We start from the raw sequence: 22,669 nt of genomic DNA, 5'->3' as shown, positions 1-22,669 counted from the left end.
CTCCACCAGTAAACCGGGCAGGAGACTGTGCGGAGTCGACGGCAGCATTTCCCAGGCCGGCTTCGTAGGGTCGGTACATGACCGTTGTGGACGAAACCCAGGGCGAGCCGAGCGACACCCGTGGCCGTGTGGCGGAACTGCTGGCACTGCGCGAGCAGGCCCGGCGCGGACCGAGTGACCGGGCGACCGAGGCACAGCACGCCAAGGGCAAGCTGACGGCGCGCGAGCGCATCGAGCTGCTCGTGGACCCGGGTTCGTTCAAGGAGGTCGAGCAGCTGCGCCGGCACCGGGCGACCGGTTTCGGCCTGGAGGCGAAGAAGCCCTACACCGACGGTGTCATCACCGGCTGGGGCACGGTCGACGGCCGCACGGTGTTCGTCTACGCACACGACTTCCGGATCTTCGGCGGCGCGCTGGGCGAGGCCCACGCCACGAAGATCCACAAGATCATGGACATGGCCATCTCGGCCGGTGCCCCGCTGGTCTCGCTCAACGACGGCGCCGGCGCCCGTATCCAGGAGGGTGTCTCCGCCCTCGCCGGCTACGGCGGCATCTTCCAGCGCAACACCCGGGCGTCCGGTGTCATCCCGCAGATCAGCGTGATGCTCGGCCCGTGCGCGGGCGGCGCGGCCTACAGCCCCGCCCTCACGGACTTCGTCTTCATGGTCCGCGAGACCTCGCAGATGTTCATCACCGGACCGGACGTCGTCAAGGCGGTCACCGGCGAGGAGATCACCCAGAACGGCCTTGGCGGCGCCGATGTGCACGCCGAGACCTCGGGCGTCGCGCACTTCGCGTACGACGACGAGGAGACCTGCATCGCCGAGGTCCGCTACCTGATCGGGATGCTGCCCTCGAACAACCGGGAGAACCCGCCCACCGTGGCGAGCGACGACCCGGCCGACCGGCGCGGCGACGTCCTCCTGGACCTGGTCCCGGCCGACGGCAACCGCCCGTACGACATGCACAAGGTCATCGAGGAGCTCGTCGACGACGGCGACTACCTGGAGATCCACGAGCGCTGGGCCCGCAACATCATCTGCGCGCTGGCCCGCCTGGACGGCTCCGTCGTCGGCATCGTCGCCAACCAGCCGCAGGCCCTGGCCGGGGTCCTGGACATCGAGGCGAGCGAGAAGGCCGCCCGCTTCGTCCAGATGTGTGACGCGTTCAACATTCCCATCGTCACTCTTCTGGACGTACCCGGCTTCCTGCCCGGCGTCGATCAGGAGCACGGTGGAATCATCCGGCACGGCGCGAAGCTGCTGTACGCCTACTGCAACGCGACGGTGCCGAGGATCTCACTGATCCTCCGCAAGGCCTACGGCGGTGCGTACATCGTCATGGACAGCCAGTCCATCGGCGCGGACCTCACCTACGCCTGGCCGACCAACGAGATCGCGGTGATGGGCGCCGAAGGTGCCGCCAACGTCATCTTCCGCCGGCAGATCGCCGACGCCGAGGACCCGGAGGCCATGCGGACCCGCATGGTCAAGGAGTACAAGGCCGAACTGATGCACCCGTACTACGCCGCCGAGCGCGGCCTGGTCGACGACGTCATCGACCCTGCCGAGACCCGCGAGGTCCTGATCGCCTCGCTGGCGATGCTCCGCTCCAAGCACGCCGACCTGCCGTCCCGCAAGCACGGCAACCCCCCGCAGTAGTCCGCGGCCCCGCAGCAACCCTGCAAGGCCCCCGCGAAGACCTGCCGAATAGACGGAGAGACACACATGAGCACTGCCACCGAGTCCGTGCTGCGCGTCGAGAAGGGTCTGGCCGACCCCGAGGAGCTGGCCGCCATAACGGCGGTCCTGCTCGCCCGCGCCGCCTCCCAGCCCGCCGACGCCCCCGTCCACCTCGGCCGCAACACCGCGGGCTGGCGCCGCCTGGAGCGCACCCCGGGCTTCCGCGCCCCGCACAGCTGGCAGGGCTGACGCTTCGAGCACGCCCTCGATGCGGCCACACCGACACGGTGTGGCCGCATCAGTCATTCCCGGCCGCCCCGGCCGCATCGAGCCCGTCGAGGGGGCACCTCCCATGCCCTTCAGGCTATGGGGGAGGTTGAGGACGAAGCCCGGCCGGAGGCCGGGCGCACCACACGAAAGGCCCCGCGCTCCCACCCGGGGGAGCACGGGGCCTCACATAAGTCCGGGCCCGGAAGGGCCTACCGCAGGCGCGCCATCAGCGCATGCTCCACCAGAGTGATCAGCGCACTCTTGGCATCGGCGCGATGCCGCGCATCCGTCGTGAGAATCGGGGTGTCGGGTCCGATCTGGAGTGCTTCGCGGACCTCGTCGGGGGTGTAGGGCTGGTGTCCGTCGAAGCCGTTGAGGGCGATGACGAACGGCAGTCCGCTGTTCTCGAAGTAGTCGACCGCCGGGAAGCAGTCGGCGAGGCGGCGGGTGTCGACCAGTACCACCGCGCCGATGGCGCCGCGTACGAGGTCGTCCCACATGAACCAGAAGCGGTCCTGTCCGGGGGTACCGAAGAGGTACAGGATCAGGTCCTGGTCCAGGGTGATGCGGCCGAAGTCCATGGCCACCGTCGTGGTGGTCTTGTCCCCGGTGTGGGTCAAGTCGTCGATGCCCGCCGAGGCGGACGTCATCACGGCTTCGGTACGCAGCGGATTGATCTCCGAAACGGCACCGACAAACGTGGTCTTACCCACGCCGAAGCCCCCTGCCACCACGATCTTCGCCGAGGTAGTGGAGCGGGCCGCTCCGCCGCTAGAGCTTGCGAAGTCCACTGAGCACCCTTTCGAGCAGTGTCACATCTGGCTGGCCGCCGGCGGACTCGTCGCCGCCGGGCTGGTGGATAGCGACGAGTCCGGCCTCAGCCAGGTCGGCTACGAGGATCCGGGCAACGCCGAGGGGGATCGAGAGCAAGGCCGAGATCTCGGCCACCGACTTGATCTCGATGCACAGCCGGCAGATCCGCTGGTGCTCGGGCAACTGCCCTTGCAGCCGGGACGGATCAGCCGTAGTACTGACCAACGCCTCAATGGCGAGTTGGTAGCGCGGTCGGGTCCGTCCACCTGTCATGGCGTACGGACGCACGAGCGGATTGTGCGCAGCCGGCGCCGCCGGCTCCGGGGCCCGCCGCGGCTGCACCGGCTGAATGCGGGGCTGCTGCGGGGAGTCGTACCGGTGCGGGCGCTGCGGCCGATGGGGCTGCTGCGGCTGCTGCGGCCAGTCAGAGCCCTGGACGTGCTGGGGCTGCTCCGGCTGCCGGTATGGCTGATAAGGCTGCTGCGCGCCGTGTCTGCCGGGTGTGGAGGGGAAGCCGAAACCATTGTCCCCGTGCTCACCCGGAGTTCGCTGACCACCGTTGAACTGGTGCCCGCCTGGGGGTGTACCCACGATTCCTCCTCCGCCTGCCGGTCCCGATCCCAGTGGGTCCGCGCCACCGCACCCTATGGCGCGGTGACGCGAAACGCACTGTCTGTCTACTAGTTAAGAAGACTTCCCTGAAGCTCGGCACGGAGGTCCGGAGTGAGGACACTGCCGGCGCGGTCGACCAGAAGGGCCATTTCGTACCCAACCAGACCGATATCGGCGTCCGGGTGTGCGAGTACGGCCAACGAAGATCCATCGGAAACGGACATGATGAAGAGGAATCCTCGCTCCATCTCCACAACTGTCTGATTCACGGCGCCGCCCTCGAAGATCCGGGAGGCACCCGCGGTCAGCGAGGTCAGACCGGAGGCGACAGCCGCCAGCTGGTCCGCACGGTCGCGCGGGAATCCCTCGGACATCGCCAGCAGGAGTCCGTCGGCGGAGACCACCACCGTGTGGGACACCCCAGGGGTGTTGTCCACGAAGTTGGTGATCAACCAGTTCAGATTCTGCGCCGCCTGGCTCATCGGGCTCACACTAACGCTCCTGGTTGTAGGTATTACTGGTGTCCGAACCCGCGTTACGTCCCCGCAGCACGCCACGTCGCAGGTTGCTCAACCTGCCACGCACGTCCTCCGGGGCGCGGGAGACCTGGGGGCCGCCCTGCTGGGTCTGTTCGGCCGTGCCCTCGACCAGATTGGCCTTGGGTACGCGCCGGGGAAGACCGGAAGGGGTGACCCCGCCCGCCTTCGGCTCCCGGAGCTTCTCGGCCCGCTCCCAGCGCTCGTCGTTCGCCGAGCGCCAGTCCTCGGGACCGGTCTCCTCCGTCTGTGCGGGCGACGGCTGCCGCTGCGGCAGTTCCTCCTGCTGCTGCGGCGCCTGCTGCTCGGCGACGGGCTGCTCGTTGCCGCGGCCGGTGGGCTGCCAGTGCTGCTGGCCGCCGCGGCGCGGCAGACCGGCATCGGTCAGCTCGTGTCCGGCGTTCGGGACGGGTCCCGAACGGTCGAAGCCTACGCGTTCCTGCGAAGGTGCGGGAGCGCTCGGAAGAGATTCCGGCCCGTCCTGCGTCACCGGCGCGAACGCGCCCTGGTACGTGCCCTGATCAGCCCACTCTTCCTGCTGGGGCTGGGCGGCGTACTGCCCGTCGTAGGCCTGCGCGGGTGCCTGGGGAGCCGCGTACTGCGTCTCCTGGTAGCCGTCCTGGCCGCCGCCGTAGCCGGACTGTCCGGCATAGCCGGTGTCACCCCGGTACGGGTCGTAGCCGCCTTCGAACGCGGGCTGCTCGTACTGCTGCTCCTGCTGTCCGCCGGCCTGTGGCTCCTGGGCGTACTGGTCCGGGGCGTAGGCGGCCTCGCCGTACGGGGCCTCGGCGTACTGCTGCTGCGGCTCCTCCAGCTGCGGGAACGGCGGGCGCTCACTGCCGGTCTGCGCCTCCAGCGCCGCACGGCGCTCCTCACGCATCAGCGAGCGGCCCACCGGGTCGAGCTGGGGGGAGTCCGCGGACGGCTCCTCGTAGCGCGAGTCGTCGAAGCCGAGCTCCGCCGCCGTACGCATCTGGGGCTGCAGCGGAGCCGCGTCGAACGCCTGCTGCTGCGGAATGATCGAGGAGACGGTGAAGTCGTCCTGCGCGGGAGCGCCGTCGCCGCCACCACCGTGGGTGATCGCGTCCGGCAGCATGACCAGCGAGGTGGTCCCGGCCTGCTCGCCCGAGGGACGCAGCTGGACCCGGATGCCGTGCCGGTCGGCGAGGCGGCCGACCACGAACAGACCCATGCGCTGGGACACCGCGGCGTCCACCGTCGGGGGGTTGGCCAGCTTGTGGTTGATGTCGGCGAAGTCCTCGGCGGTGAGACCGATGCCCTTGTCGTGGATCTCGATCATCACGCGGCTGTCGGGCAGCCGGGTCGCGGTGACCCGCACCTTGGTCTGCGGCGAGGAGAACGTGGTGGCGTTCTCCAGCAGCTCCGCCAGCAGGTGGACGAGGTCGGTGACGGACTGGCCGTGGATCTCGGTCTCCGGCACTCCGGAGAGCTCGATGCGCTCGTAGGACTCCACCTCGGAGGAGGCGGCCCGCAACACGTCCACCAGCGGAACCGGCTGGTTCCAGCGGCGGCCGGGCTCCTCGCCGGCGAGGACGAGGAGGTTCTCGCCGTTGCGCCGCATACGGGTCGCCAGGTGGTCCAGCCGGAAGAGGCTCTCCAACTGGTCCGGGTCGGCCTCGTTGTTCTCCAGGTCGGTGATGAGCGTCAGCTGGCCCTCGATGAGCGACTGGTTGCGGCGCGAGAGGTTGGTGAAGATCGCGTTGACGTTGCCCCGCAGCATGGCCTGCTCGGCCGCGAGGCGGACCGCCTCGCGGTGCACCTGGTCGAAGGCGCGGGCGACCTCGCCGATCTCGTCCTGGGTGTTGATCGGGATCGGCTGGACACGGGTGTCCACCCGGCCCGGGTCGGTCCGGGAGAGCTGGTCGACGAGCGAGGGCAGCCGCTGCTCGGCGATGGAGAACGCGGCCGTACGCAGCTGGCGCATCGAGCGGCTCATCTGGCGGGCCATGAGCCCGGCCAGGAGGAAGGCGGCCAGCAGGGCGATGATCACGATCGCGGCGTTGACGATGGCGTCGGTCCGGGCGCTGGAGGAGATCTCCGCGGCCTCGGTCACCGCCTTGTCGACGAGTTCGTCCTCGACCGTGGTGTAGCCGTCGAACTTCGCGGTGGCGGCGGCCATCCAGGTCTCGGGGGTGATCCCCTTGGCCTTCAGGTCGGCCTGCAGGGTGTCGGACGACTGTCCCTGGCCGATCTGCTGGGCCATGCCGTCGTATACCGAGCCGTCGACGGTGGGGGGCATGACGAACGGCGCACCGGCCGCGTCCGCCTGCTCCTTCGCGGCCTTGAGCTTGGCGGCACCCTCGGCCGCCTTGCCGGCCATGACCGTCTTCAGCCGGGCGGCGTCGGCCTCCGTACCACCGGAGACGAATTCGCCGAGGGCGATCTGCTCCAGGTAGTTGTACGAGCCGAATGCCTTGACCTGGTCGTTGAACTTGCCGCTCTCCCGGCTGGGCCGCACCAGAAGGTGCATGCCGATGGAGCGCTGAAGCGATTCTGCAGCCTTGGCCAGCTCGATCGCGTAGACGGTACGGCCGTAGCTGGTGATGTTGCCGGTGCCGAGACCCAGCTCGTTGCAGAACTCCATCAGGGAGTGCTGGACCTGGGTGTATCCCTCTTCGGTCTTCACCGGGTCCATGGCTGCGGTGTAGGCGGCCTTGCGCAGCTCCGGGAGCTTGGGCTCCTCCAGCTTGAACAGCTTGAGGCGGCGCTCCAGACCCTGCTTCCCGGGCATGTCCTTGACGGCCGCGTCGAACTTCTGAGCGGCCGCGTCGGTGGTGGCCCGGGCCTGGGTGACGATCTCGGAGTCGCGCTTGTTGGACAGCAGCGGCTGAGCGGTGAGGTCGCGCTCGTTGAGCAGCGCCTGTCCGTACTCGGCGGACGCGCGCACGATCAACGCGGTCTTCTCGGCGTCCTGGGCCTCCTGCCAGGTGTCGAGCGAACCCTTCACCTGGAAGCCGCCCATGATCAGGCCGACCAGAACCGGGATCAGGAGGATCGCGTTCAGCCGGGTGGGCACCCGCCAGTTGCGCGGGGACAGCCGGCTGGTGCTGCCACCGGCCGGTATCCCTTCGGACACATCGGCGGACGGCGCCACGGTGCGCGCCGGCGGGGTGAAGTTGCCCCGCTCGGCCTGCGCCGTCGCGCCCTCGTTGTTACGCCTCACTCGACCAACAACCTCTCGGCGTCGGCACCTACGTTGTGCCGTGTTTCGTTCAGGGCCGTACTACTCGGGAGTTCGTCGAATTGCAGCACGGCTACCGGTCGCGTTCCAAACAGTCGGAATGTGCGATTCCGAGTGGCTCACGCCTCAGATAAAACGGGCATAAAGAACGAGCCCCGCCAAAAGGCGGGGCTCATGTGAGCACAGCGATACCGCTCGTGTGCATCGGGTGCTGACCGTGGGGTAATTCTCTTTCGAAACGTTATGAACACGGGGGCGGATCGTGTCAAAGGACACAGTCCACCCCCGCGTGACTACGGCAATTGTCGTACGGCAATACCGACTTGTGCCTACTTGAGCCGCGCCATCAGAGCGTGCTCCACCAGTGTGATCAGACCGCTCTTGGCGTCACCGCGGTGCCGTGCGTCGGTCGTGATGATCGGGGTGTCGGGTCCGATCTGGAGTGCTTCGCGGACCTCGTCGGGGGTGTAGGGCTGGTGTCCGTCGAAGCCGTTGAGGGCGATGACGAACGGCAGTCCGCTGTTCTCGAAGTAGTCGACCGCCGGGAAGCAGTCGGCGAGGCGGCGGGTGTCGACCAGTACCACCGCGCCGATGGCGCCGCGTACGAGGTCGTCCCACATGAACCAGAAGCGGTCCTGTCCGGGGGTACCGAAGAGGTACAGGATCAGGTCCTGGTCCAGGGTGATGCGGCCGAAGTCCATGGCCACCGTGGTGGTGGTCTTGCCGCCGGTGTGGGTCAGGTCGTCGATGCCCGCCGAGGCGGACGTCATCACGGCTTCGGTACGCAGCGGATTGATCTCCGAAACGGCACCGACGAACGTGGTCTTACCCACGCCGAATCCACCCGCCACCACGATCTTCGCCGAGGTGGTGGCCCGGGCTGCACCGCCGCTAGAGCTTGCGAAGTCCACTGAGCACCCTTTCGAGCAGTGTCACATCCGGCGCGCCGCCGGCCTCTCCGTTGCCCGGCTGGTGGATGGCCACCATGCCGGCTTCCGCCAGGTCCGCGACGAGGATCCGGGCCACACCGAGCGGCATCGACAGCAGGGCCGACACCTCGGCCACCGACTTGACCTCGCGGCACAGGTGGCAGATCCGCTGGTGCTCGGGGAGCAGCGTCCCCAGATGCGCAGGGTCGGCCGTGGTGCTGACCAGCGCCTCTATCGCTAGCTGGTAGCGCGGTCGGGTCCGTCCGCCGGTCATGGCGTACGGACGGACCAGCGGCTGGTCGCCTTCACCTTCGTACGACGCGCGGTTCAACGCGCCGTACGGATCGGGTGAGGCGGGTGGCGGGGTCATGAATCCTCCGGGCGTGACAGCAGGGTGTCGGCTTGCCGTCTGAAGGGGCCGGTGGGGGGGCTGTAAGCGGCCGGACGGGCGAGTGATGGGTGCGGTACCTGGGCTAATCGTCTGTGTCACCGATTCACGGCCGCCTAGTGGAGCAGGCTGCCCTGCAGCTCGGCACGGAGGTCCGGAGTCAGGACAGTGCCCGCCCGGTCCACCAGCAGAGCCATTTCGTAGCCGACCAGACCGATGTCGGCGTCCGGATGGGCCAGCACGGCCAGTGAGGAGCCGTCCGAGATGGACATCAGGAAGAGGAATCCGCGTTCCATCTCCACCACGGTCTGGCTGACGGCGCCGCCCTCGAAGATCCGGGAGGCACCCGCGGTCAGCGAGGTCAGACCGGAGGCGACAGCCGCCAGCTGGTCGGCGCGGTCGCGCGGGAAACCTTCGGACATCGCCAGCAGCAGGCCGTCTGCGGAGACCACCACCGTGTGCGACACCCCGGGGGTGTTGTCCACGAAGTTGGTGATCAACCAGTTCAGATTCTGCGCGGCCTGACTCATCGGGCTCAACTAACGCTCCTGCTGGTGAGTGGGGCCGAGTGGGAAACTGCCGGTCGACGGGCCGTTGTTGGCCTGACGTCCCTGCTGGATGCCCCGGCGGAGATTGGTCAGCCGCCCGCGCACATCATCGGGCGCACGCGACACCTGGGGACCGGACTGATGGTTCTGCTGCTGGGCGGTACCCGGCACCAGATTGGCACGCGGGACCCGGCGAGGCAGACCGGACGTAGTGATTCCGCCTGCCGCGGGCTTCTTCACCCGCTCCGCCTGCCGGACGAGTTCGTCGTTCGGCGAGGCACGCCAGGAGCTTGTGGCGCCCGTGTCAGCCGCACCGCGACGCGGTGCGGCGGGAGCGGGACGCTCCTCGGCGGGCTGCTGGGGGAAACCGGGAGTCTGCGGCGCGGCGGGCGGCTGCTGGCCACCCTGCTGCGGACCGTGGAACCAGTTGGTCTCCAGCGTGTCGTACAACGGGGTACGGCCGTCGCCGGGACCGGCCGGCGGCAGGGCCTCGGGCTGCGGCTGCTGCGGCAGGACCGGCCGGTAGTCCGCGTTCGGAGCCGGCGCGACGGGCGGGCGCGGGGCACCGAAGTCCCCGTTGTCGCGGTCCCGCTGGCGCGGCGCGGGCTGACCCTGGGCCTGTGCGGGCTGACCGAAGTCCGGGCGGGCGAACTGCGCGGTGCTCGCCGGGTCCGGTGCCTGCGGAGCGGGCCGCTGCTGCGGCGCCGGTGCCGAGAAGTCCGGGCGGGCGAACTCGGCGGTGGCGCCGGGTCCCTGACGGTTGTCCATCGGCGGACGCGGGCTGAGCGGCGGCGGGTTCAGCGGCCGCTGGAACTGGCCGGTGGACTCGGGCTCCTCATGACCGCGGGGCGCGTCGAGCGGGGAGCGCCGCGGTGCGGACGGCTCCTCGTTGCTGCCCCAGCTGGTGGTCTGCGGACGCTGCGGCTGGGGGTTGCCACCCGGCAGTTCCGCACGCGGACCGCCGACCGGCGGCAGCTGACGGTCGTTCTGACCGGGCCCGCCGGGCTGCTGGAAACCGCCGCCGCGGCCGTCCTGCCGGGCCTGCTGCGGCTGGGGCGCCTGCCGGCCGGGACCACTCTGCTCCGGACGCTTCTGGTCGAAGAGGCTGGGCTGACCCGAGTCCGTACGGGCGCCGTCGCCCTGGCCGCGGGCACCGAGCCGGGCACCGCCGCCGAAGGCACCGGAGAGCCCGCCGCCCTGACGCGGCGCCTCCGGGCGCGAGGCGTCCGGCTGCCGGCCCTGCGGACCGGTGCCGGCGCTCTGGAAGCCCGAGTTCTGCTGACCGCCGGGCTGACCGGGCTGGCCCGGCTGGTTCGGCGGACGGCTGGAGCCGCCGTCGCGGGCCGGCAGGGCCGCACGCGGACCGGAGCCCGCGCCGACCTGGCCGCGGCCGGCAGCGGGACCGGCGGCGAGCCGCCCGCCCGGGGCCGACGGAGCGCCCTCGAGACCGGTGCGGGGCGCGTTGCCGCCGGCGAGGAGGCCGCCGGGGGCGGGGGTCTGCTGGCCCGGCGCCTGCTTCGGAGCGGGCTGCTTGCCGCCGTGCGCGACATCGACGGGGAGCATGACCAGCGCGGTCGTACCACCGGAGTCGGACGGGCGCAGCTGGATGCGGATGCCGTGACGCAGCGACAGCCGGCCGACCACGAACAGACCCATGCGGCGGGAGACCGAGACGTCCACGGTGGGCGGCGACGCGAGCCGCTCGTTGATCGCCGCGAGGTCCTCGGGGGAGAGGCCGATGCCCGTGTCGTGGATCTCGACGAGCACCCGGCCGTCGGGCAGCGCGTGACCGGTGACCCGGACCTTCGTCTGCGGCGAGGAGAACGACGTGGCGTTCTCCAGCAGCTCGGCGAGGAGGTGCACGAGGTCGTTGACGACCCGGCCGGCGACCTCGGTCGCGGGCACCGCGGCCAGTTCGATGCGCTCGTACTGCTCCACCTCGGAGGCGGCGGCACGGAGCACGTCGACCAGCGGCACCGGACGGGTCCACCGGCGGCCCGGCTCCTCGCCCGCGAGGACGAGGAGGTTCTCACCGTTACGGCGCATACGGGTCGCGAGGTGGTCGAGCTTGAAGAGCGAGGACAGCTGGTCCGGGTCGGCCTCGCGCGACTCCAGCTCCGAGATGAGCGAGAGCTGACGCTGGATGAGGCCCTGCGAACGGCGCGAGAGGTTGGTGAACATCGCGTTGACGTTGCCCCGGAGGAGGGCCTGCTCGGCGGCCAGACGGACGGCCTCGCGGTGCACGTCGTCGAACGCCGCGGCCACCTTGCCGATCTCGTCACGGGAGTGCACACCGACCGACTCGACGGAGGTGTCGACGTCCTGCGGGTCCGTCTCCGAGAGCTGCTTGACGAGCTCGGGCAGCCGGTCCTGGGCGACGCGCGTGGCGGTGTCCTGCAGCCGCCGCAGCGAACGGATCATGGACCGGGCGACGACGAAGGCGCCGACCAGCGAGACACCGAGCACGAGCAGGATGAGCGCACCGGAGATGATCGCTTCGCGCTGGGACTCGTCGCGCAGCTCGCGCGCCTTGCCCTCCATGTCGCTGAGGAGCGTCTCCTCGATCTGCTTCATGGCCTGGATCTTGGTGGAGTCCTGGTCGTACCAGTCCATGTACGAACGGCGGGCGCCGGGGCTGCTGATGCCGTTCGTGTTGGTGAGGACCTTCTTGGCGTAGGTGTCCGCCGCCTTGATCTCGGGCTGGCCCTCGTCGAGCGTGGACGTCAGCTCGTCGGCGTTCTGGCCCGTGGTGGTGTAGATGGCCTCGAAGGAGCGGCGGGCCGCTTCCTCCTTGTTCAGGGCAGCCTCACCGAACTGCTGGTCGTTGCGGTCGAGATGGGGCTGCTTGTCGTTGCCGCCCGGCAGTGCGGCGGCGATGATCGCGCGCTGGACCGACGCGTACTCCTTGGCGGAGGAGAAGGCCGCCAGGGCACGGGTCCGCTTGATCATCTCCGGGTTGCTGGTCGCCTGCGCCATGTCCTGGGAGAGGCTCAGCAGCGAGGCGATCAGCTGGCTGTAGGCGTCGACGGTCTGAAGACTCGGACTGTCATCGGCGTACGCCTGCTTGCGGATGTCGCGGATACTGCCGAGCTGCGCGGCGATCTGCTGGACGCTGGAGTGGATGCTCTCCAGGGCCTCGTCGCCCTCGGTGTCACCGATGTCGTTCGTCGCGGTGAAGAACGCCTTCTTCGCGCGGTCGGTCTTCTTCCGCGGCTCCGTGACCTTGAAGTCGTCCGCCGGCACCCCGTTGGACAGCGGGCCCGCCGACCGGTCGCGCTCCTCCTGGAGCGCCTGGGCCAGCGAGGTCGCCTGCTTCGTCATCCGGGTGAGCAGCTGCATGTGCTCCAGCTGCTGGATGTCGTTCATGGAGTCGTTGATACGGAGACCACCCAGCGTGGTCGCGGCGACCACGGGGAGGGCGAGCAGGGAGACCAGACGCGTGCTGATGCGCCAGTTGCGAAGAGCTACTCGTGATCCCGTGTTGACCGGACCCCGCGACCTGGGCGCGGAGGCCGGATCGGCCCCACCGCCCGCCGTGGAGCCGGGGCGCCGGTCGCGCTCGCTGTTGTCGCCGGCCGCGGCCGGTCCGGGGTTCTGGGCGTGCTGGGGCGAGGAACCGCGGTCGGTCCCGCCGCGCGGCTCCTGTTCCGCCGCAGCGCTGCCATCCCTCTTGAAACGTCCCTGCACTAGCGTCGCAACCTCTGGACCAGGCGTTCTCCCGTCATGGACGGAAGGAACGGTGTCGGCGTCGTGGGGCGTTGTACCGCCCCATGGTGGTCGTGAGTGACCGGCGCACTTCCCCTTCCCGCCGCCACTCGGCGCTGCGTAGCGCCCCTGCGCGCCGGCTTGAAACCCGCGGCGGTGCGTGGAATTCCAGCACAGTGCCGGATCTCCAACAAGGGCCAGGTACCGGGCTGTGACCTGCGTGACACGTTGTGATGGCGGCGTAACAAGACGTGTAGACCGTTCACTGCCATACCGGACGATTGCGGGTGAATCAGGTCGGGGAGATCGGTGTCCCAGTCGACATGATCAGGAGCGGAATGGTGGATTCAGTGATGCAATGTCCGTTTCTTCCCGGCGTACCGGCCGTCCGAATTGGCGGGATTGTCGGGCACTTCGTGAGCAAACTCACAGGATGATCGCCGTCTCTTCCGGGTCTCCGGAGGGAATTGGATGTTTAGCCTGACGCTTTACAGGGATGGCGAAACCGACAACCGGCGCCCCTCCGGGTGGCGCCCCTACCGACAGGGTCCGTACGGCAGATGAAGACGACGATGATGTTCCGCAACATTGCCAACCCCCGGCGCACCACGCTGGCGCACCTCAAGGACGCCGAAGCGCTGCAGACGCCGGAGCGGCCGGAGCACGCGCTCGACCTGCCGACGCAGACGGCCAACCCGCGCCGCACGATCCTGATGACCGCCCCCGCAGCCGTCACCGCCGCCGCGGAGTAATCCCGCACGGAACGGCCCCTCACCCGCGTTAGCCTGGAGCGTCAGTCTTCAGCTACCCAGCAAGTGAGGGGCGACAGCAACCCGTGCGCATCGCCAGGTTCTCCATCGACGGCAATGTCGCCTTCGGCGCGGTCGAGGGCGACGGGCCCGATGGTCTCGTCCTCGACATCATCAAGGGCATCCCGTACGCCGACTTCGAGCTCTCCGGGACCAAGGTCCCGCTGAGCAAGGTCCGCCTGCTGCCGCCGGTGCTCCCCAACAAGGTCGTGGGCATCGGCCGCAACTACGCGGAGCACGCCGCGGAACTCGGCAACGAGGTCCCCGACGTCCCCGTCGCCTTCTTCAAGCCCACCACCTCGGTGATCGGCTCCGGCGACGCCATCGAGTACCCCTCCTTCTCCGACGAACTGCACCACGAGGCCGAGCTGGCCGTGGTCATCGGCCGGATGTGCCGTGAGGTGCCCCGGGAGCGGGTCAAGGACGTCATCTTCGGCTACACCTGCGCCAACGACGTCACCGCGCGCGACGCCCAGAAGCGCGAGAAGCAGTGGGCCAGGGCCAAGGGCTTCGACACCTCCTGCCCGCTGGGCCCCTGGGTGGAGACCGACCTCGACCCCGGCGACCTCGCCATCCAGGCCACCGTCAACGGCGAGCAACGCCAACTCGGCCGGACGAGCGAAATGATCCGCTCCATCGAGGACCTGGTCGTCCACATCACGGAAGCCATGACGCTGCTTCCGGGCGACGTGATCCTCACCGGCACTCCGGCAGGGGTCGGACCCCTCCATGTCGGCGACGAGGTCGCCGTCACCATCGAAGGCATCGGCACTCTCACCAACAAGGTGATCAAGCGTGGTTAACGCACCAGTCCGCGTACGTTTCTGTCCCTCCCCGACCGGCAACCCCCACGTGGGCCTGGTCCGGACAGCTCTCTTCAACTGGGCCTTCGCCCGGCACCACCAGGGCACCCTGGTCTTCCGCATCGAGGACACCGACGCGGCGCGCGACTCCGAGGAGTCGTACCAGCAGCTCCTCGACGCGATGCGCTGGCTCGGCCTCGACTGGGACGAGGGCCCCGAGGTCGGCGGCCCGCACGCCCCGTACCGCCAGTCGCAGCGCATGGACATCTACAAGGATGTCGCCGAGAAGCTCCTCGCCGCCGGCCACGCGTACCACTGCTACTGCACCACCGAGGAGCTCGACGCCCGCCGTGACGCCGCCCGCGCCGCCGGCAAGCCGTCGGGCTACGACGGTCACTGCCGCGACCTGAGCGCGGAGCAGAAGGCCGCGTACGAGGACGGGGGCCGTACGTCCATCGTCCGCTTCCGGATGCCCGACGAGGCCCTCACCTTCACCGACCTGGTCCGTGGCGACATCACCGTCCAGCCGGAGAACGTGCCGGACTACGGCATCGTCCGCGCCAACGGCGCCCCGCTCTACACGCTGGTCAACCCGGTCGACGACGCGCTGATGGAGATCACCCACGTCCTGCGCGGCGAGGACCTGCTCTCCTCCACCCCGCGCCAGATCGCCCTGTACGCGGCGCTCACCGAACTGGGCATCGCCAAGCAGACCCCCGCGTTCGGCCACCTGCCGTACGTCATGGGGGAGGGCAACAAGAAGCTCTCCAAGCGCGACCCCCAGGCCTCGCTGAACCTCTACCGCGAGCGCGGCTTCCTGCGCGAGGGGCTGCTCAACTACCTCTCGCTGCTCGGCTGGTCGATCGCCGAGGACCGGGACATCTTCGACATCGACGAGATGGTCGCGGCGTTCGACATCAAGGACGTCAACGCCAACCCGGCCCGCTTCGATCTCAAGAAGTGCGAGCACATCAACGCCGAGCACATCCGCAAGCTGGATGTGAAGACGTTCACCGAGGCGTGCGGCCCCTGGCTGCAGGCCCCGTTCGCCCCCTGGGCCCCGGAGGCCTTCGACGCGGACGTGTTCGCGGAGATCGCCCCGCACGCCCAGACCCGGGTCACGGTCCTCTCCGAGATCACGGCCAACGTCGACTTCCTCTTCCTCGACGAGCCGGCGACCGACGAGGCGTCCTGGGCCAAGGCGATGAAGGAGGGCTCCGACGCCCTGCTCGTGACGGCCCGCGCCAAGCTGATCGCCGCCGAGTGGAACGCGGAGGCCCTGAAGGCCGCCATCCTCGCCGCCGGCGAGGAGCACGGCCTGAAGCTCGGCAAGGCGCAGGCCCCGGTCCGCGTCGCCGTCACCGGCCGCACGATCGGCCTGCCGCTCTTCGAGTCCCTGGAGATCCTGGGCCGCGAGCGCACCATCGCCCGGATCGACGCGGCACTGGCGAAGCTGGCCGCGTAACGACGCGGACGGACAGGACAGGGACGGGCCCGGCGGCCGCGCACAGCGGCCGCCGGGCCCTCCGTCCGTTCCGGCGCGCGTAGAGTCGGATCATGCCGATCAGAGCTGTCCTCTGGGACGTGGACGACACACTCTTCGACTACACGACGGCCGCAGCCACCGGCATGTCCCGGCATCTCGCGGCCGAGGGGCTGCCCGAGGGATACGCCACCGCCGACGAGGCCCTCGACGCCTGGGGGCGGCTCACCCGGATCCACTGGCAGCGGTTCTCCGACGGGGAGACCGACTGGCAGGGCCAGCGCCGCGACCGGGCCAGGGACTTCCTCGCGCGCCCCCTGGACGACGCGGCGGCCGACGCCTGGTTCGAGCGCCACATCGCCCACTACGAGGCCGCCTGGGCGCTCTTCCCGGACACCGTGCCCACACTCGACGCGCTGACCGGGGTCTACCGGCACGCCGTGCTGTCCAACTCCGCCCTGGAACAGCAGCACCACAAGCTGACCGTGCTCGGGGTGCGCGACCGCTTCGAGACCGTCCTGTGCGCGGCGGAACTGGGCGTCTCCAAGCCTGCCGCCGAGGCGTTTCTCGCCGCCTGCGAGGCGCTGGACCTGCCGCCGGCGGAGGTCGTCTACGTGGGGGACGAACCCGACATCGACGCCCGCGGCGCGATGGCCGCCGGTCTCGCGGGCATCTGGCTGGACCGGTACGGACGGGGCGGACGGCCCGAACTCGTCCGGATCACGGCCCTCGACCAGCTGCCCGGCCTGCTGGCAGGCAATACCCGTTTTGGAGCGCCGGACACCTTCGGGTAATGTTCTTCCTGCGCCGCCCAAGCGGAACGAAAGATCCGGACGGGAAGCGCAGACAGAGACAACACCCCTCAGGGGTTGCGTTTCAGTGGGCTATGGTGTAATTGGCAACACTACGGTTTCTGGTACCGTCATTCTAGGTTCGAGTCCTGGTAGCCCAGCGCAAGACAGCAAGACAAGTAAGTTGCAGGAACAAGCCCCCGTTGTGTAGCGGCCTAGCACGCTGCCCTCTCACGGCAGTAGCGCCGGTTCGAATCCGGTCGGGGGTACAGATCCTTCCCGCGAGAACACCTGGGTCGCACCCACGTTTTCGATGCAGGATCGCTAGGGCCCCCGTTGTGTAGCGGCCTAGCACGCTGCCCTCTCACGGCAGTAGCGCCGGTTCGAATCCGGTCGGGGGTACTTGTAACACCATGGGCTATGGTGTAATTGGCAACACTACGGTTTCTGGTACCGTCATTCTAGGTTCGAGTCCTGGTAGCCCAGCGCAAGGCAAGCAAGTCGCAGTATCCAAGCCCCCGTTGTGTAGCGGCCTAGCACGCTGCCCTCTCACGGCAGTAGCGCCGGTTCAAATCCGGTCGGGGGTACAACAGAGCAGCAGACGAAGGCCCTTCACTCCGGTGAAGGGCCTTCTGCTTGTCCGCGCGGGTCGTTGGCGGCCCGGAATCCGTACAGCGTCGACTCAGAGCCCGTACCGCCGGGCGGACTCCTCCTCCTGGGCCAGCCGGCGCAGGGACGCCAGCAGCGGCTCGTAGAGCACCGCGGCGGCGACCGCCATCTCCACCTGCTCCGACTCGGTCGGATAGGTCTCCATCATGTCCAGGTCGCGGACCGCCACTTCGTGCATCAGGCGCGCGTGGTCCGCCAGGTAGTCGCCCTCGCACGGGTAGCCGAGGCGGATGAGGGTGGCCAGGGACGCGACCAGTGACCGGTGCGCGGGGGAGAGGGAGCCGATCTCCCGCGAGGTCGACCATCCCAGCCGGTCCAGCAGCCGCTCGACCTCGGCGGTGGCGGCCACCGTCTCCGGCGCCTCCTCGTCCGGGTCCGGACCGTGCGGCAGAGACCACAGGGCCGCGCCCAGCCGGATCGTCCGGCCCAGGGACTCGTCGTCCGCGTGGTTCAGCACCTCGCGGGCCGTGGCGACGGGCAGGCGGCCCACCTGGAGCAGTGCCCGGATCAGCCGCAGCCGGCGCACATGGCTGTCGTCGTACTCCGCCTGCGTCGCGCTCACCCGCTGTCCCGGCGGCAACAGTCCCTCGCGCAGGTAGTACTTGATCGTCGCCGTGCTCACGCCGCTCTGCTCACTCAGTTCCGAGAGCCGCATTCCGTCCCCTCCCTTGCGCCGCCTCTTGGGCGGTGCCACGATCCAACCATTGGATAGTTCCACTCTCCAACGAAGCCAGGGGGCCCGCATGTTTGCGAAACCGATTCCGGGACGGACGACCGCGGCGGCCGAAGGGGACGTGGTGATCCTGCTGATCGGCATGCGGATCAACCACTTCCGGGGGGTGCACCACTGGCTCCCGGTCCTTCTCGCGATGCCGCGCCTGCTGCGGGAGTTGAGCCGGGACAAGAGCCGAGGGCTGCTCGGGTACAACCTGCTGACCGGCTCGCCGAGGACGTACTACGTCGTCCAGTACTGGGAGTCGAAGGAGAAGCTCTACGCGTACGCCGCGGCGCCGGACATGCTGCACCGCAAGGCGTGGGCGATGATCAACCGCAAGGAGAAGAAGTCCCGGCAGCACGTGGGGCTGTGGCACGAGACCTATGTCGTGCCCGAGGGCGGCCACGAGTCCATCTACGCGGATATGCCGGCGTACGGACTGGCCGCGGCGACCGGGGCGCTGCCGATCGAGAAGCGGGGCCGCCGTGGGGCGGACCGGTTCGCGCACCGTTCCGGCGCGCAGTGAGGTTCTGGAGGAGGGCCGCCACGACGCTGGGGCGGCTCTGGTGAAGGGGTACGGAGCGAGGCTCAGCCGGTGCGGCGGAGTGCCTCGCTCAGCCGGGCGGCCGAGTCGATGACGGCCTGGGCGTGCATCCGGCCCGGGTGGCGGGTCAGCCGTTCGATCGGTCCGGAGACCGAGACCGCGGCGACCACCCGGTTCGAGGGGCCGCGCACGGGAGCGGAGACCGAGGCGACGCCCGGTTCGCGCTCGCCGATCGACTGGGCCCAGCCCCGGCGCCGTACGCCGGAGAGCGCCGTCGCGGTGAAGCGGGCACCCTGGAGACCGCGGTGGAGGCGCTCGGGCTCCTCCCAGGCCATCAGGATCTGGGCGGAGGAGCCCGCCTTCATGGTGAGCGTGGAGCCGACCGGCACGGTGTCCCGCAGACCGGACAGCCGCTCCGCCGCCGCCACGCAGATGCGCATGTCGCCCTGCCGGCGATAGAGCTGAGCGCTCTCGCCGGTGATGTCGCGGAGGTGGGTGAGCACCGGTCCCGCCGTGGCGAGCAGCCGGTCCTCGCCCGCCGCGGCGGCGAGCTCCGACAGACGGGGGCCGAGAATGAAACGGCCCTGCATGTCCCTTGCCACCATGCGGTGGTGTTCCAGTGCCACGGCCAGCCGATGAGCCGTGGGTCGTGCGAGCCCGGTCGCCGCTACCAGCCCGGCGAGGGTGGCCGGTCCGGACTCCAGGGCGCTCAATACCAGAGCTGCCTTGTCGAGAACGCCGACGCCGCTAGAGTTGTCCATACGACGATACTCGCGTCTCACTCTGTGAAACGCAAGTTCAATTTTCCAGGGAAGTTGCGAACCTGTACGGGCGGCCCCACAACGGCCCGTAGCCACCGCCCCGCACGGGGGTCCGGACGGGGGCGCACCGAATCTCTAGTTGGGCCGGCGACGACGCCGGCCGGAGGGAAAGCGATGGGTAGGACACTCGCGGAGAAGGTTTGGGACGACCATGTCGTCCGGCGCGCCGAAGGTGAGCCCGACCTCCTCTACATCGATCTGCACCTGCTGCACGAGGTGACCAGCCCGCAGGCCTTCGACGGTCTGCGGCAGGCCGGACGCCCGGTGCGGCGCCTCGACCTCACCATCGCCACCGAGGACCACAACACCCCGACCCTCGACATCGACAAGCCGATCGCCGACCCGGTCTCCCGCGCTCAGCTGGAGACCCTGCGCAAGAACTGCGCGGAGTTCGGCGTCCGGCTGCACCCGCTGGGCGACATCGAGCAGGGCGTCGTGCACGTGGTCGGCCCGCAGCTGGGCCTGACCCAGCCCGGCACCACGGTCGTCTGTGGCGACTCCCACACCTCCACGCACGGTGCGTTCGGCGCCCTCGCGTTCGGTATCGGCACCAGCCAGGTCGAGCACGTGCTCGCCACCCAGACGCTGCCCCTGGCCCGCCCGAAGACGATGGCGATCACCGTCGACGGCGAACTGCCCGACAGCGTCACCGCCAAGGACCTGATCCTCGCCATCATCACGCGGATCGGCACCGGCGGCGGCCAGGGCTACATCCTCGAATACCGCGGCTCCGCCATCGAGAAGCTCTCGATGGAGGCCCGGATGACCATCTGCAACATGTCGATCGAGGCCGGTGCGCGGGCGGGCATGATCGCCCCCGACCAGACCACCTTCGACTATCTGCAGGGCCGGGACCACGCCCCGCAGGGCGAGGACTGGGACGCGGCCGTCGCGTACTGGAAGACGCTGCGCACGGACGACGACGCGGTCTTCGACGCCGAGGTGGTCATCGAGGCCGCCGAACTGGCGCCGTTCGTCACCTGGGGCACCAACCCGGGCCAGGGCGCGCCGCTGTCGGCCAACGTCCCCGACCCTGCTTCGTACGAGGACGCATCGGAGCGCAACGCCGCCGAAAAGGCCCTGGAGTACATGGGGTTGACCGCCGGCCAGCCGCTGCGCGAGATCAACGTCGACACCGTCTTCGTAGGCTCCTGCACCAACGGCCGGATCGAGGACCTGCGGAACGCGGCCGCGATCCTGGACGGCCGCAAAGTCGCCGACGGCGTACGGATGCTGGTCGTCCCGGGTTCCGTCCGGGTCGCCCTGCAGGCCGTGGAGGAGGGCCTGGACAAGGTCTTCACCGCCGCCGGCGCCGAATGGCGGCACGCGGGTTGCTCGATGTGCCTGGGTATGAACCCCGACCAGCTGGCCCCCGGCGAGCGCTCCGCCTCGACCTCGAACCGCAACTTCGAGGGCCGGCAGGGCAAGGGCGGCCGTACGCACCTGGTCTCCCCGCAGGTCGCCGCCGCCACCGCCGTGCTGGGCCATCTGGCCTCGCCGGCCGACCTGTCCGACGTCCGTACGCCCGCCGGAGTCTGAGAATCATGGAAGCTTTCACCGCACACACCGGCCGGGCCGTCCCGCTGCGCCGCAGCAACGTCGACACCGACCAGATCATCCCCGCCCACTGGCTGAAGAAGGTCACCCGGGACGGCTTCGAGGACGGACTCTTCGAGGCCTGGCGCAAGGACGAGAACTTCGTCCTCAACCGCCCCGAGCGCAAGGGCGCCTCGGTCCTGGTGGCCGGCCCCGACTTCGGTACCGGCTCGTCCCGCGAGCACGCCGTCTGGGCGCTCCAGAACTACGGCTTCAAGACCGTCATCTCCTCCCGGTTCGCCGACATCTTCCGCGGTAACTCGCTGAAGAACGGGCTGTTGACCGTGGTCCTGGACCAGCAGGTCGTCGACGCCCTCTGGGACCTGGCCGAGGCCGACCCGACGGCCGAGATCACCGTCGACCTGGAGAAGCGGCAGGTCCTCGCCGAGGGCATCACCGCCGACTTCGAGCTCGACGAGAACGCCCGCTGGCGGCTGCTGAACGGTCTGGACGACATCAGCCTCACCCTTCAGAACGAAGCGGACATCGCGGCCTACGAGGCGGCCAGGCCGGCCCACAAGCCCCGTACAATTAACGCCTGAGCAGCGCGTTTCCCGTACTGCGCCCCCTGCCTTCTGGTAGGGGGCGCAGTCGCTTGTTGAGACCCCGTCGGGCGACAACTCGCCCCAGATGGCACAATCGGTGCATGGAACGCGACAGCCAACTCAAGCTTTACGGCCAAGTCGCCGACCAATTGAAGGAAGCGCACTCACGAGTGCGTGCACTGCAAGTCCCGGAGGGCGTACGGATGGCGCTGAACCGGAAGCTGTTGGTCGTCACGGCCGCGGCAAAGCACGATCTACCGGATGCGGCAAGGCGTCTGGACCGGTTGATGAAGGACCTCGATGAGGGCCGATTCCCCGAAGGTGACTGACTCTGCGGAACTGCGCAGCGGTCGACTTCGTTGCGGCACTAGGGTGATTAGCCCGTTTCGTGTTTGATTTGCGGTATATATCTGCCTAACGTGCGAAAAAGCCTGAACAGTTTCGTTCGGGCGATGTCTCCGAAGGGGAAGACGTGAACAAGGCGCAGCTCGTAGAAGCGATTGCCGACAAGGTCGGCGGCCGTCAGCAGGCCGCGGACGCCGTCGATGCGGTGCTCGACGCGATCGTTCGTGCGGTTGTCGCAGGTGACCGGGTTTCGGTCACCGGCTTCGGCTCGTTCGAGAAGGTCGACCGCCCCGCCCGCTACGCCCGCAACCCGCAGACGGGTGAGCGCGTACGGGTCAAGAAGACCTCGGTGCCCCGCTTCCGTGCGGGACAGGGCTTCAAGGACCTGGTGAGCGGCTCGAAGAAGCTCCCCAAGAACGACGTGGCCGTGAAGAAGGCCCCCAAGGGCAGCCTCTCGGGCGGTTCTTCCACCCGTACGACGGCCAAGGCCGCCGCCAAGAAGGCCACCGCGAAGAAGGCCGTGGCCAAGAAGGCCGCCACCGCCAAGAAGGCGGTGGCTCCGGCGAAGAAGACCACCGCCACCGCCAAGAAGGCCACCGCGAAGAAGACGTCCGCGGCGGCGAAGAAGACCACGGCGGCCGCGAAGAAGGCGACCCCGGCGGCGGCGAAGAAGACGGCGACCGCCAAGAAGGCCGTCGCCGCGAAGACCGCGCCCGCCAAGAAGACCACGGCGAAGAAGGCGCCCGCGAAGAAGACCACAGCGCGCAAGACCACGGCCAAGAAGGCCACTGCACGCAAGAAGTGAGGACCGGAACCTCAGGGCTCCTCACACACGCGCCGGGCCGGGCTCCCCTCGGGGAGCC

21 protein-coding genes and 5 tRNA genes are annotated in these 22,669 nt (G+C 69.2%); 16 read left to right on the top strand and 10 right to left on the bottom strand.

What is annotated here, in order from left to right:
• The first annotated feature begins 77 nt into the window (after positions 1–77).
• Both OG959_RS08900 and OG959_RS08895 read left to right on the top strand, forming a co-directional pair.
• Positions 78–1,661 (top strand): acyl-CoA carboxylase subunit beta, encoded by a 1,584-nt coding sequence (locus tag OG959_RS08900; RefSeq protein ID WP_326657660.1) that lies wholly within the window; start codon positions 78–80, stop codon positions 1,659–1,661.
• Between the two features lie 66 nt (positions 1,662–1,727).
• Positions 1,728–1,931, top strand: a complete 204-nt coding sequence (locus OG959_RS08895) for an acyl-CoA carboxylase subunit epsilon (protein WP_326657659.1) — start codon at positions 1,728–1,730, stop codon at positions 1,929–1,931.
• Between the two features lie 230 nt (positions 1,932–2,161).
• On the opposite strand, the gene OG959_RS08890 is transcribed toward OG959_RS08895, so the two are convergent.
• The 8 genes from OG959_RS08890 to OG959_RS08855 form a co-directional block, all read right to left on the bottom strand.
• Positions 2,162–2,743 carry a GTP-binding protein gene (locus OG959_RS08890; RefSeq protein WP_014048542.1) on the bottom strand — a complete coding sequence of 194 codons (582 nt, stop codon included), beginning with the start codon at positions 2,741–2,743 and terminating at the stop codon, positions 2,162–2,164.
• Positions 2,724–3,356 carry a DUF742 domain-containing protein gene (locus tag OG959_RS08885; protein ID WP_326657658.1) on the bottom strand — a complete coding sequence of 211 codons (633 nt, stop codon included), beginning with the start codon at positions 3,354–3,356 and terminating at the stop codon, positions 2,724–2,726. Before OG959_RS08885 ends, OG959_RS08890 begins: the two co-directional genes overlap by 20 nt.
• An 89-nt stretch (positions 3,357–3,445) precedes the next feature.
• A complete protein-coding gene (locus tag OG959_RS08880) occupies positions 3,446–3,859 on the bottom strand; it encodes a roadblock/LC7 domain-containing protein (RefSeq protein WP_018551717.1) in 414 nt (137 codons plus the stop codon).
• A 10-nt stretch (positions 3,860–3,869) separates the two neighbouring features.
• On the bottom strand, positions 3,870–7,097 hold the full coding sequence (locus tag OG959_RS08875; RefSeq protein WP_326657657.1) for a nitrate- and nitrite sensing domain-containing protein: 3,228 nt from the start codon (positions 7,095–7,097) through the stop codon (positions 3,870–3,872).
• Positions 7,098–7,444: 347 nt separating this feature from the next.
• Complete coding sequence (locus tag OG959_RS08870; RefSeq protein WP_073738725.1) at positions 7,445–8,026, bottom strand: GTP-binding protein; 582 nt, start codon at positions 8,024–8,026, stop codon at positions 7,445–7,447.
• Positions 8,007–8,414 carry a DUF742 domain-containing protein gene (locus tag OG959_RS08865; protein ID WP_148021032.1) on the bottom strand — a complete coding sequence of 136 codons (408 nt, stop codon included), beginning with the start codon at positions 8,412–8,414 and terminating at the stop codon, positions 8,007–8,009. Before OG959_RS08865 ends, OG959_RS08870 begins: the two co-directional genes overlap by 20 nt.
• A gap of 134 nt (positions 8,415–8,548) precedes the next feature.
• On the bottom strand, positions 8,549–8,962 hold the full coding sequence (locus OG959_RS08860; RefSeq protein WP_006127850.1) for a roadblock/LC7 domain-containing protein: 414 nt from the start codon (positions 8,960–8,962) through the stop codon (positions 8,549–8,551).
• Positions 8,963–8,971: 9 nt separating this feature from the next.
• Positions 8,972–12,667 carry a nitrate- and nitrite sensing domain-containing protein gene (locus OG959_RS08855; protein WP_326657656.1) on the bottom strand — a complete coding sequence of 1,232 codons (3,696 nt, stop codon included), beginning with the start codon at positions 12,665–12,667 and terminating at the stop codon, positions 8,972–8,974.
• A gap of 578 nt (positions 12,668–13,245) precedes the next feature.
• Here OG959_RS08855 and OG959_RS08850 point away from each other — a divergent pair.
• From OG959_RS08850 to OG959_RS08810, 9 genes are all read left to right on the top strand, one after another.
• A complete protein-coding gene (locus OG959_RS08850; protein WP_219571314.1) occupies positions 13,246–13,437 on the top strand; it encodes a hypothetical protein in 192 nt (63 codons plus the stop codon).
• A gap of 83 nt (positions 13,438–13,520) precedes the next feature.
• Positions 13,521–14,297 carry a fumarylacetoacetate hydrolase family protein gene (locus OG959_RS08845; protein ID WP_326657655.1) on the top strand — a complete coding sequence of 259 codons (777 nt, stop codon included), beginning with the start codon at positions 13,521–13,523 and terminating at the stop codon, positions 14,295–14,297.
• Entirely contained in the window at positions 14,290–15,762 is a 1,473-nt protein-coding gene (gene gltX, locus OG959_RS08840; protein WP_326657654.1) for a glutamate--tRNA ligase, read from the top strand. The genes OG959_RS08845 and gltX overlap by 8 nt, the downstream gene beginning before the upstream one ends.
• 92 nt (positions 15,763–15,854) lie before the next feature.
• Entirely contained in the window at positions 15,855–16,574 is a 720-nt protein-coding gene (locus OG959_RS08835; protein WP_326657653.1) for an HAD family hydrolase, read from the top strand.
• A gap of 86 nt (positions 16,575–16,660) precedes the next feature.
• A tRNA-Gln gene (locus OG959_RS08830) sits at positions 16,661–16,732 on the top strand.
• 35 nt (positions 16,733–16,767) lie between these two features.
• Positions 16,768–16,840: transfer RNA gene (locus tag OG959_RS08825), tRNA-Glu, on the top strand.
• Positions 16,841–16,900: 60 nt separating this feature from the next.
• A tRNA-Glu gene (locus OG959_RS08820) sits at positions 16,901–16,973 on the top strand.
• 12 nt (positions 16,974–16,985) lie between these two features.
• Positions 16,986–17,057 (top strand) — tRNA-Gln (locus tag OG959_RS08815).
• 28 nt (positions 17,058–17,085) lie between these two features.
• Positions 17,086–17,158, top strand: a tRNA-Glu gene (locus OG959_RS08810).
• Between the two features lie 95 nt (positions 17,159–17,253).
• On the opposite strand, the gene OG959_RS08805 is transcribed toward OG959_RS08810, so the two are convergent.
• Complete coding sequence (locus OG959_RS08805; RefSeq protein WP_326657652.1) at positions 17,254–17,895, bottom strand: MerR family transcriptional regulator; 642 nt, start codon at positions 17,893–17,895, stop codon at positions 17,254–17,256.
• A gap of 88 nt (positions 17,896–17,983) precedes the next feature.
• Here OG959_RS08805 and OG959_RS08800 point away from each other — a divergent pair, with 88 nt between their 5' ends.
• The gene (locus OG959_RS08800) at positions 17,984–18,481 is read left to right on the top strand and encodes a DUF4188 domain-containing protein (protein WP_326657651.1); all 498 of its coding nucleotides are present in this window, start codon (positions 17,984–17,986) and stop codon (positions 18,479–18,481) included.
• A gap of 62 nt (positions 18,482–18,543) precedes the next feature.
• Here the strand turns inward: OG959_RS08800 and ndgR are convergent, their stop codons facing one another.
• On the bottom strand, positions 18,544–19,260 hold the full coding sequence (gene ndgR / locus OG959_RS08795) for an IclR family transcriptional regulator NdgR (RefSeq protein ID WP_003966003.1): 717 nt from the start codon (positions 19,258–19,260) through the stop codon (positions 18,544–18,546).
• A gap of 174 nt (positions 19,261–19,434) precedes the next feature.
• On the opposite strand from ndgR, the gene leuC reads away from it, so the two are divergent.
• The 4 genes from leuC (at position 19,435) to OG959_RS08775 (ending at position 22,611) form a co-directional block, all read left to right on the top strand.
• Positions 19,435–20,859, top strand: coding sequence for a 3-isopropylmalate dehydratase large subunit (leuC, locus tag OG959_RS08790; protein WP_326657650.1), 1,425 nt, complete (start codon positions 19,435–19,437; stop codon positions 20,857–20,859).
• A gap of 5 nt (positions 20,860–20,864) precedes the next feature.
• Positions 20,865–21,458 carry a 3-isopropylmalate dehydratase small subunit gene (gene leuD / locus OG959_RS08785; protein WP_148021041.1) on the top strand — a complete coding sequence of 198 codons (594 nt, stop codon included), beginning with the start codon at positions 20,865–20,867 and terminating at the stop codon, positions 21,456–21,458.
• A gap of 104 nt (positions 21,459–21,562) precedes the next feature.
• A complete protein-coding gene (locus tag OG959_RS08780; protein ID WP_136330716.1) occupies positions 21,563–21,790 on the top strand; it encodes a hypothetical protein in 228 nt (75 codons plus the stop codon).
• A 143-nt stretch (positions 21,791–21,933) separates the two neighbouring features.
• Complete coding sequence (locus OG959_RS08775; RefSeq protein ID WP_326657649.1) at positions 21,934–22,611, top strand: HU family DNA-binding protein; 678 nt, start codon at positions 21,934–21,936, stop codon at positions 22,609–22,611.
• Positions 22,612–22,669 lie beyond the last annotated feature (58 nt).

It is taken from the genome of Streptomyces sp. NBC_00385, assembly GCF_035917155.1.
Classification (GTDB): domain Bacteria; phylum Actinomycetota; class Actinomycetes; order Streptomycetales; family Streptomycetaceae; genus Streptomyces; species Streptomyces poriferorum.
Note: the sequence above shows the minus strand (reverse complement) of the source record. Positions and strands in the feature narration are given on the sequence as shown.

Coding starts and splice junctions, on each gene's coding strand:
- OG959_RS08900 (WP_326657660.1), top strand. CDS start 78: ATGACCGTTGTGGACGAAACCCAGGGCGAGCCGAGCGACACCCGTGGC.
- OG959_RS08895 (WP_326657659.1), top strand. CDS start 1,728: ATGAGCACTGCCACCGAGTCCGTGCTGCGCGTCGAGAAGGGTCTGGCC.
- OG959_RS08880 (WP_018551717.1), bottom strand. CDS start 3,859: ATGAGCCAGGCGGCGCAGAATCTGAACTGGTTGATCACCAACTTCGTG.
- OG959_RS08865 (WP_148021032.1), bottom strand. CDS start 8,414: ATGACCCCGCCACCCGCCTCACCCGATCCGTACGGCGCGTTGAACCGC.
- OG959_RS08860 (WP_006127850.1), bottom strand. CDS start 8,962: ATGAGTCAGGCCGCGCAGAATCTGAACTGGTTGATCACCAACTTCGTG.
- OG959_RS08850 (WP_219571314.1), top strand. CDS start 13,246: ATGAAGACGACGATGATGTTCCGCAACATTGCCAACCCCCGGCGCACC.
- OG959_RS08835 (WP_326657653.1), top strand. CDS start 15,855: ATGCCGATCAGAGCTGTCCTCTGGGACGTGGACGACACACTCTTCGAC.
- OG959_RS08805 (WP_326657652.1), bottom strand. CDS start 17,895: ATGCGGCTCTCGGAACTGAGTGAGCAGAGCGGCGTGAGCACGGCGACG.
- OG959_RS08800 (WP_326657651.1), top strand. CDS start 17,984: ATGTTTGCGAAACCGATTCCGGGACGGACGACCGCGGCGGCCGAAGGG.
- ndgR (WP_003966003.1), bottom strand. CDS start 19,260: ATGGACAACTCTAGCGGCGTCGGCGTTCTCGACAAGGCAGCTCTGGTA.
- leuC (WP_326657650.1), top strand. CDS start 19,435: ATGGGTAGGACACTCGCGGAGAAGGTTTGGGACGACCATGTCGTCCGG.
- leuD (WP_148021041.1), top strand. CDS start 20,865: ATGGAAGCTTTCACCGCACACACCGGCCGGGCCGTCCCGCTGCGCCGC.
- OG959_RS08780 (WP_136330716.1), top strand. CDS start 21,563: ATGGAACGCGACAGCCAACTCAAGCTTTACGGCCAAGTCGCCGACCAA.